Source organism: Saccharopolyspora sp. (assembly GCF_017434145.1).
Classification (GTDB): Bacteria; Actinomycetota; Actinomycetes; order Mycobacteriales; family Pseudonocardiaceae; genus Saccharopolyspora_C; species Saccharopolyspora_C galaxeae.
On sequence record NZ_JAFRFW010000832.1, the window covers coordinates 1 to 4,886 of the forward strand.

A 4,886-nucleotide genomic window follows, 5' to 3' on the forward strand; every position below is an offset into this window, starting at 1 on the left:
GAACGGGTCGGGACCGGAGATCTTCAGCTCCCCGTCCGCCGGGTGCAGCGTGTAGGCCTGCAGGGAGTGCTGGACCGCCGGGTACATCACCACCGCGTCCCGGTCCACCATGGTGCACACGGTGTCCAGGTGCATGGCCGCGCGCCGTTGTTCGATGGGCACCGCCAGCACGGTGTGGGCCAGGTCGTCGGCGAAGACCGATTTGGCGAACGCTTCGGCGCCGGCGGGGCTGGTGCGTTCGCCGACCCCGATGGCGACCACCCCGTCGGTCAGCTGCAGCACGTCCCCGCCTTCCACCGGGGCCGAGTGCGCCCCGTAGGCGCGGGCGCAGTGCGCGAACTTCGGGTGGTAGGCGTAGATCAGGTCGACCAGCGCTGATTCCCGCCGGCGGGCGGGCATCGCCAGGGCGGCCACGGCCACCCGGTCGCGGACCCAGGTGGAGGAGTCGCGGGTGAACAGCAGGTTCGGCAGCGGCGTGAGCGCGAAGTCGTGCGAGTGGTGCATCCGGCGCACCAGCGAACGGCCTTCCGAACCGGGTAGTTCCTCGAAGGTCATGCCCGCGGTCAGCGCCTCCGCGAGCACCTGTTCGGGCACTGTGGACAGGTAGGAGCGGAGGGTGTCGGCGACGTCCTGGCCCAGCCGCAGCTCGTCGACGCCGGAATGCACCGCCGCGGCCCGCGCCCGCGCGTCGCCGAGGGTCTGCACCAGCAGGTCGCGCAGCAGCACGACCTCGATGCCGCGGCCGCGCAGCACATCGGCGAAGGCGTCGTGCTCGGCCTGCGCGCGGTCCACCCACGGGATCGCGTCGAACAGCAGCTGGTCGCTGTTGCGCGGCGTGAGGCGTTTGAGCTCGTTGCCCGGGCGGTGCAGCAGAACGCTGTGCAGGCCGCCGACCTCGCTGCGCACGTGCGGTTCACTCACGTCGCGAAAGCCTAGTCGGCGTAGCCGAAATCGGAACCGCCCCGGCTTCGGGAAGATCGATCCTTGCGCAGAAAAGTCGATCTACGGCGGGATCGTTGCGCTCAGGGCAGCCAACCGACGTGCCCGCGCAGCGCCGCGTAGCCGACGAACGCGACCACGTCGATCAGCGCGTGCCCGGCCACCAGCGGCCACAGCCGGTTCGTCCGCTGCCACACCCGGCCGTAGACCAGACCCATCACCAGGTTGCCCACGAACCCGCCGAACCCCTGGTACAGGTGGTAGCTGCCGCGCAGCACCGCGGACAGCCACAACGACCTGTTCTCCGACCAGCCGAGCTGCCGCAGCCGGGTCAGCAGGTAGGCGACCACCAGCGCTTCCTCGGCGAAGGAGTTGCCGAACGCGGAAAGCACCAGCACCGGCGCCCGCCACCACGCGTCGTCCAAAGTGGACGGCTGCACGGTGAGGCTCAGGCCCAGCGCGTGCGCGACCAGGTACAGCCCGAGTCCCGGAACGCCGATCAGCGCCGCCAAGCCCGCGCCGCCCGCGAGGTCGCGCCACGGGCGCGAACGGTCCATGCCGATCCGGGCCAGCGCGATCCCACCGCGCCACAGCAGGAAAATCCCCAGCGCGCCCCAGGACAGCAGCCGCAGCACGTTCGCCAGCTGTTCCAGCAGGTTCAGCAGGCCCAGCTGCGCCTGCGGCCGATTGATCGCTACCGACTGGTCGGCCAGCGGCGCCTGCTGCGAAAGTGCGTCCAGCAGCGAGAGCAGGCTCTGCAGACCCGACATGCCCAGCGTCACGGTGAACACCACGACCAGCTCGACACCGATCATCCGGCGCTGGGCCGGGTCGGTGAGCTCGCCGGGTTCGGCCGGCCGGGCCGGGAACGACCAGGTGCGCACGATGCTCACCCGGTGCACCGTACCGGCCCGCGATTCGCGGAAGATTCCCCGGACGATACGGGGAAAATCGGCGGCGGTCCGGCGGAACCGCACGCGGACGTGAGACATCCGAGCGGGGGCCGCCGAGCTGCGGTCCGGCAGGACACGGGCCGACGAAGCGCGGCCGACGAAGCACGGGGGGCCGAGACACGAGGGGGACGGGCGATGACCGGCTACCGGGTTTTCCTGCGCGGAGAGCCCTCCACCGAGCACGTGCTGGCCGCATTGGAGCTGGTGCACCCGTTGCTGGCGCTGGACGGGCCGATCGGTCCTGCGGACCTCGTCGGGGTGCGCGGATCGCTGCTGATCGAGCTGCGCGAGGACCACGAGGAGACCGATCACGCCGGGCTGGCGCGCTATCCGCTGCTGGTGCGGTTCGTGCCCACCGCGAACGAGATGTCGGCGTGGATCGCCGCGCACGCGTTCCTGTGGCGGGTCACCCGCGGCGGACACGTGGACGAGGCGCTGCTGCTGGGAGGCGACGCGGAGCCGCTGCGCTACAAGCGCGGCCGCATCGAGCCGTTGCACGGCAGCCGTTCGCGGACCGAGGACTGACCGACAGCGCCGGTGAGCGCTGCTACCCGGCCTGCTGAGCGGCCAGGAACGGGCAGCCGACCAACCGGCGCAGCTCCAGGCCCAGCGCCTTGGCGTCGGCGACCGGGCCGGAGAACGCCAGCCGGACGTCGTGATCGCCGTCCGCGGACTCCACCCGCAACCGCAGGCCGAAGCGGTCCAGCCCGAGCGGGCGGATGTGCCCGCCGCGCAACTCCTCCGGCAGGTGCCGGGCCAGCAGGCCCACCACGTCCCGGTGCGAGCTCTCCAGGTGCCGCAGCCAGCCGTCCTCCAGCAGGCAGAACGGGTCCGGGCGGGCCGCGCTGAAGTCCGCGGCGGGCACCGAGCAGGTGCCTTCGGCGTCCGCGAGCACCAGCGAGGCCGGGTCCAGCTTGAGCACCGAAGCGCCGTGCCCGGCGTCCAGCAGCCTGCTGTCCGGGCGTTGCTCGGCCACCGCGAGCACGTCCTCGCGGGCCTGCTCGCCGCTGAGCAGCCGGATCGTGCCGGTCAGCCACAACAGGCCGCGCACCGGTTCGCGCAGTTGCACCGGAGTGGGATCGGCGAGCTCGAGCACCGCGGTCAGCTCCGCACGCGGCGACTGCCACGCGGTCCCGACCAGCGGGTGCTCGTCGGCGAGCAGCACCGTCGCGGAGCCGTCCGGGTGCACGTGGTGCAGCAACGGGGAGATCCGCGCGGCGGTCTCGCCGGAGGGCATCAGCGCGGCCCGCCCACCGCGCCGGGCAATCGTCCTGGCCCGCTCCGCCGGGTTCGGCTTCGCCGGGCGACGTGTCGTCCTCTCGCGCACCGCTCACCTCCTACTTAGGTAAGCCTAACCCAACCGCTCCGGTGGGGGAAAGTCGTTTCCGTCTTACCAGGTGATCGGTTCCTGCTGCGCGCATCCGACGGGTGAATCCCGGGTGCTGAGCAAGCTCCGTCCCTTCCCCCGGGGGAACCGCCGCACGAGTGATCGGCGCTCGAAGCCGGTTCGGCAGCGGCCGCCCGCGCGATCAGCTCCGAGCGGAGTCCGCGCGGCCTGTCGCCCGCCCGGATGAGGCGGCTTCGCAACGCGCACACCAGGGCCGATGATCGGCCGGTGGGAGGCTGGTCAAGTCCGCCGAACGTTCGTATATCGGCCACCTTTGTTCACTGAACGGCGCGGCATTAGCGTGTTCGCCGTGTCAAGCGCTGTTGAGCTTCGCGCGCCGGGTCCGCGCGGCATACCGCCCCTGTTCTCCCGACTGGTCGACGACGCCGCGCTGTTCCCACCGGGCAGCGCGCCGGCCCCGGAGGCGGTGTCCGCCCACCTCGCCGCCCGCGGCGGGCAATACAGCGGGCTGCTCGGGCCGATGCTGTGCCAGGCGTCCCGGCTCGCCGAGCTGATCACCGAGCTCGCCAAGGCCAAGCCCGCCGAACCGGTGCCGCTGTCGCTGGTGTGCGACACCGGCCTCGGCGGCGTGCCGAAATCGCTGTCCATCATCGAGGGCCGCCAGGAGCTGCTGGCGCTGCGGATGGTGGAGATGCCCGCGCCCTCGGACGTCGACGACATCTGGCTCGAGCGGGTCTCCGAGTTCGTTCCCGAGGACGTGGTGCGCGTCGTGGAACCCCGCCGCAGCACCGAGGACGGCTGGCTGGACGGGGTCAAGCGGGTCGCCGAGCACGGCTGCTGGCCGAAGCTGCGCTGCGGCGGGCCGACCTCCGAGTCGGTGCCGCCGGTCGACGTCGTGGCCGACTTCCTGGCCACCATCAGCACCCTGTCCGTGCCGTTCAAGACCACCGCGGGCATCCGCTCGGCGGTCCGCGGCGAAGACCCCGACAACGGGTACGTGCGGCACGGGTTCCTGAACATGCTGGTCGCCACCGCGCGCTGCCTGTCCGGCAAGGACGTGCGAGATGCGCTGGCCAGCACCGACGCGGAGGCGCTCGCGGAGGAGGCGAACTCGCTGTCCGACGAGGCCGCCACCGCGGTGCGCGACGTGTTCTCCTCCTACGGCTCCGACTCGCTGACCGACCCGGCGACCGACCTGGAAGGGCTGGGGCTGTTGTGACCTGGATCGAGGATCCCGAGTTCGCCGCGGACAAGCCGTTCGGGCCGCAGACGCTGCCCTACGGCGTGCTGGTCACCTCCAGCGGTCCGGTGATCTGCGCGCGCGTCGGCAAGCACGCCTTGCCGCTGCGCGGGATCGCCGACTCGCTCGGACCGCGGCTGGCCGAGCTGGTCAGCGCGAACTCGCTGGATCCGCTGCTGGCCGCGGGCCACCAGCGGTGGCGGGAGCTGCGGGAACGGCTCACCGAGCTGGTCACCGCGGATTCCGCGCCTGCCGGCGCCGGGCTGCTGCGCACCGACTGGCACACGCTGGTGCTGCCGTTCCGCGTCGGCGACTACGTCGACTTCTACTCGTCGCGGCACCACGCCGAGAACGTCGGGCGCATCTTGCGGCGGGGTTCGCCGGTCCTGCCGGAGAACTGGACGCA

At 72.0% G+C, this 4,886-nt stretch carries 5 protein-coding genes and 1 pseudogene; 3 read left to right on the forward strand and 3 right to left on the reverse strand.

The genetic code is table 11. From position 1 onward, the window contains the following. Together IJH84_RS22590 and IJH84_RS22595 are read right to left on the reverse strand one after the other, a co-directional pair. On the reverse strand, nucleotides 1–906 hold a 906-nt coding region (locus tag IJH84_RS22590), incomplete at its 3' end, for an arginine deiminase family protein (protein ID WP_295148751.1). 116 nt (nucleotides 907–1,022) lie between these two features. Beyond that, nucleotides 1,023–1,754: a CPBP family intramembrane glutamic endopeptidase gene (locus IJH84_RS22595; protein WP_233626679.1), complete on the reverse strand. Its 732-nt coding sequence runs from the start codon at nucleotides 1,752–1,754 to the stop codon at nucleotides 1,023–1,025. A gap of 273 nt (nucleotides 1,755–2,027) precedes the next feature. On the opposite strand from IJH84_RS22595, the gene IJH84_RS22600 reads away from it, so the two are divergent. After that, nucleotides 2,028–2,417: a hypothetical protein gene (locus IJH84_RS22600; protein WP_200068104.1), complete on the forward strand. Its 390-nt coding sequence runs from the start codon at nucleotides 2,028–2,030 to the stop codon at nucleotides 2,415–2,417. A gap of 22 nt (nucleotides 2,418–2,439) precedes the next feature. Here IJH84_RS22600 and IJH84_RS22605 read toward each other — a convergent pair whose 3' ends face one another. Continuing rightward, nucleotides 2,440–3,219 carry a DUF2470 domain-containing protein gene (locus IJH84_RS22605; protein ID WP_295148744.1) on the reverse strand — a complete coding sequence of 260 codons (780 nt, stop codon included), beginning with the start codon at nucleotides 3,217–3,219 and terminating at the stop codon, nucleotides 2,440–2,442. 370 nt (nucleotides 3,220–3,589) lie between these two features. Here IJH84_RS22605 and IJH84_RS22610 point away from each other — a divergent pair, with 370 nt between their 5' ends. Further along, on the forward strand, nucleotides 3,590–4,459 hold the full coding sequence (locus IJH84_RS22610; RefSeq protein WP_295148747.1) for a hypothetical protein: 870 nt from the start codon (nucleotides 3,590–3,592) through the stop codon (nucleotides 4,457–4,459). Beyond that, a pseudogene (locus IJH84_RS22615) lies at nucleotides 4,456–4,886 on the forward strand (fumarylacetoacetase); the annotation flags it as partial. The gene IJH84_RS22610 and the pseudogene IJH84_RS22615, both read left to right, overlap by 4 nt.